The 3940-nt window shown below is 69.0% G+C and carries 4 protein-coding genes; all 4 read left to right on the top strand.

The window, feature by feature from the left end; genetic code table 11:
• Positions 1-2006 (top strand): translation initiation factor IF-2 (gene infB / locus ACWGH4_RS32545; protein ID WP_453467192.1); only part of this gene is annotated, 2006 nt, incomplete at its 5' end.
• A gap of 178 nt (positions 2007-2184) precedes the next feature.
• Positions 2185-2478, top strand: a complete 294-nt coding sequence (locus ACWGH4_RS32540; protein ID WP_005311234.1) for a DUF503 domain-containing protein — start codon at positions 2185-2187, stop codon at positions 2476-2478.
• A 27-nt stretch (positions 2479-2505) separates the two neighbouring features.
• Entirely contained in the window at positions 2506-2949 is a 444-nt protein-coding gene (gene rbfA, locus ACWGH4_RS32535) for a 30S ribosome-binding factor RbfA (protein ID WP_100109456.1), read from the top strand.
• Positions 2946-3845 (top strand): tRNA pseudouridine(55) synthase TruB, encoded by a 900-nt coding sequence (truB, locus tag ACWGH4_RS32530; protein ID WP_441266357.1) that lies wholly within the window; start codon positions 2946-2948, stop codon positions 3843-3845. The genes rbfA and truB overlap by 4 nt, the downstream gene beginning before the upstream one ends.
• Positions 3846-3940 lie beyond the last annotated feature (95 nt).

The raw sequence follows: 3940 nt of genomic DNA, 5'->3' as shown, positions 1-3940 counted from the left end.
GCCCCGGCGGCGGTGGCGGCGGCTTCGGCGGTCGTCCCGGCTTCGGTGGCCGTCCCGGCGGTCCCGGTGGCCGTGGTGGCACGCAGGGCGCCTTCGGCCGTCCCGGCGGCCCGGCCCGTCGTGGCCGTAAGTCGAAGCGGCAGAGGCGCCAGGAGTACGAGGCCATGCAGGCCCCGTCGGTCGGCGGTGTGATGCTGCCTCGCGGCAACGGCGAGACCGTTCGCCTGTCGCGCGGTGCGTCCCTCACCGACTTCGCGGAGAAGATCAACGCCAACCCGGCGTCGCTCGTCGCCGTGATGATGAACCTCGGCGAGATGGTCACTGCCACGCAGTCCGTCTCCGACGAGACCCTTCAGCTCCTCGCCGACGAGATGAACTACACCGTTCAGATCGTCAGCCCGGAGGAAGAGGACCGCGAGCTTCTCGAGTCCTTCTCCATCGAGTTCGGCGAGGACGAGGGCGGCGAGGAGATGCTCGTCTCCCGTCCGCCGGTCGTGACCGTCATGGGTCACGTCGACCACGGTAAGACCAGGCTGCTGGACGCCATCCGCAAGACGAACGTCGTCGCGGGTGAGGCCGGCGGTATCACGCAGCACATCGGTGCGTACCAGGTCGCCACCGAGGTCAACGGCGAAGAGCGCGCCATCACCTTCATCGACACCCCGGGTCACGAGGCGTTCACCGCCATGCGTGCCCGTGGTGCGAAGTCCACCGACATCGCGATCCTCGTGGTGGCGGCGAACGACGGTGTGATGCCGCAGACGATCGAGGCGCTGAACCACGCCAAGGCGGCCGACGTGCCGATCGTGGTCGCGGTCAACAAGATCGACGTCGAGGGCGCCGACCCGACCAAGGTGCGCGGTCAGCTCACCGAGTTCGGTCTGGTGGCCGAGGAGTACGGCGGCGACACCATGTTCGTCGACATCTCCGCCAAGCAGGGTCTCAACATCGACTCCCTGCTGGAGGCCGTGGTCCTGACCGCGGACGCCTCGCTCGACCTGCGGGCCAACGCCGAGCAGGACGCGCAGGGTATTGCGATCGAGGCCCACCTCGACCGTGGCCGCGGTGCCGTCGCGACCGTCCTGGTCCAGCGAGGCACGCTGCGCGTCGGTGACACGATGGTCGCCGGTGACGCGTACGGCCGTGTCCGCGCGATGCTCGACGACAAGGGCGAGAACGTGGAAGAGGCGGGTCCGTCGACCCCGGTCCTCGTCCTCGGTCTCACCAATGTCCCGGGCGCCGGCGACAACTTCCTGGTCGTCGACGAGGACCGTACGGCCCGTCAGATCGCCGAGAAGCGTGCCGCCCGTGAGCGCAACGCCGCGTTCGCCAAGCGCACCCGCCGGGTGTCCCTCGAGGACCTCGACAAGGTGCTCAAGGCGGGCGAGGTCCAGCAGCTCAACCTCATCATCAAGGGCGACGCGTCCGGTTCGGTGGAGGCTCTCGAGTCCTCGCTGCTCCAGCTCGACGTCGGCGAAGAGGTCGACATCCGGGTGCTGCACCGCGGTGTCGGTGCGGTCACCGAGTCGGACATCGACCTGGCGATGGGCTCCGACGCCATCGTCATCGGCTTCAACGTCCGCGCGGCCGGCCGTGCCTCGCAGATGGCGGAGCGCGAGGGCGTCGACGTCCGGTACTACTCGGTGATCTACCAGGCCATCGAGGAGATCGAGGCGGCCCTCAAGGGCATGCTCAAGCCGGAGTACGAAGAGGTCGAGCTCGGTACGGCGGAGATCCGCGAGGTCTTCCGCTCGTCCAAGCTGGGCAACATCGCGGGTGTCCTCATCCGTTCCGGCGAGGTCAAGCGCAACACCAAGGCACGCCTCATCCGCGACGGCAAGGTCATCGCGGAGAGCCTCAACATCGAGGGTCTGCGTCGCTTCAAGGACGACGTCACCGAGATCCGCGAAGGCTTCGAGGGTGGTATCAACCTCGGAAACTTCAACGACATCAAGGTCGACGACGTCATCGCGACGTACGAGATGCGCGAGAAGCCGCGCGGCTGACGCACGGCGCTCGTCCGGGGCCGGTCGGCGGAAGTATTTCCGTCGATCGGCCCCGGCCGTTGCGTGTACGGTTTGGGTGTCCCTGCCAAGTACGGCGGGGACCCGACCGTGCCGGTCCGGCGGGAAGCCCCGGACCCCCGGCACGACGAACCCGGACCGGCGGGACATCCGGACATACATGTATGTGGGGACACTGTCCTTCGATCTGCTTCTCGGCGACGTACGGTCGCTGAAGGAGAAGCGCTCCGTGGTCCGACCGATCGTCGCCGAGCTCCAGCGGAAATACGCGGTGAGCGCGGCGGAGGTGAGCGGCCAGGACCTCTACCGGCGGGCCGAGATCGGCCTCGCCGTGGTGTCCGGGGACACAGGGCACCTCACGGACGTACTCGACCGGTGCGAGCGCCTCGTCGCCGCCCGGCCGGAGGTGGAGCTGCTGTCGGTACGACGCAGACTCCACAGCGACGAAGACTGAATGCAAGGCAAAGAAGGAGACGGACCAGTGGCCGACAACGCGCGGGCGAAAAAGCTGGCAGACCTCATCCGGGAGGTGGTCGCGGAGAAGCTGCAGCGTGGCATCAAGGACCCCCGCCTGGGTTCGCACGTGACCATCACGGACACCCGCGTCACCGGTGACCTGCGGGAGGCCACGGTCTTCTACACGGTCTACGGCGACGACGAGGACAGGGCCAGTGCCGCTGCGGGCCTGCAGAGCGCCAAGGGCATCCTGCGCTCGGCGGTCGGCGCGGCGGCCGGTACCAAGTTCACGCCGACCCTCACCTTCGTGGCCGACGCGCTCCCCGAGAACGCCAAGACGATCGAGGACCTCCTCGACAAGGCGCGCGCCTCGGACGCCAAGGTCCGCGAGGTGTCCTCCGGCGCCACGTACGCCGGTGAGGCCGACCCGTACCGCAAGCCCGAGGACGAGGACGAAGCCTCGGAATGACGCAGCGCACCGTCACGCCCGACGGACTTGTCATCGTCGACAAGCCGTCGGGCTTCACTTCGCACGACGTCGTCGCCAAGATGCGCGGGATCGCCAGGACCCGGCGCGTCGGACACGCGGGGACGCTCGATCCCATGGCCACCGGGGTACTGGTGCTGGGTGTCGAGAAGGCCACCAAGCTTCTCGGGCACCTCGCGCTGACCGAGAAGGAGTACCTCGGCACCATCAGGCTGGGCCAGGACACCGTCACGGACGATGCCGAGGGCGAGGTCACCTCCTCCACCGACGCCTCCGCCGTCACACGTGAGGCCATCGACGCGGGTGTCGCCGGCCTCACCGGCGACATCATGCAGGTGCCGTCCAAGGTCAGCGCCATCAAGATCGACGGAAAGCGGTCGTACGCGCGGGTCCGCGGCGGCGAGGAGTTCGACATCCCGGCCCGCCCGGTGACCGTCTCCTCCTTCCGCGTCTACGACGTCCGCCCGACGACCACGGAGGACGGCCTGCCCGTCGTCGACCTGGTCGTGTCCGTGGTCTGTTCCTCCGGCACCTACATCCGGGCGCTCGCCCGCGATCTCGGTGCCGTGCTCGGAGTGGGCGGACACCTGACGGCGCTGCGGCGCACCCGGGTCGGCCCGTACGGACTGGACGCGGCGAAGACCCTCGACCAGCTCCAGGAGGAGCTGACCGTGATGCCGATCGCTGAGGCGGCGGCCGCCGCGTTCCCCCGGTGGGACGTGGACGAGCGGCGGGCCAAGCTGCTCACCAACGGCGTGCGGCTGGACATGCCGGCCCACGACCGCGCTCCGGTGGCCGTCTTCGGGCCCGACGGACGCTTCCTGGCGCTCGTGGAGGAGCAGAACGGCAAGGCGAAGAGCCTGGCCGTCTTCGGCTGACCCGAGCGTGTGACGGTCCTGGGCCGGACCGAGGCTGCCGGCGTCCTGTCGTGGGCGTCGCTTCGTCGGGGGCTCGATTCGTCGTGGGGCGGACG

Source organism: Streptomyces sp. NPDC054847 (genome assembly GCF_053610925.1).
The sequence above is the reverse complement of the archived record's forward strand: the minus strand, read 5'-3'. Positions and strand labels throughout refer to the sequence as shown.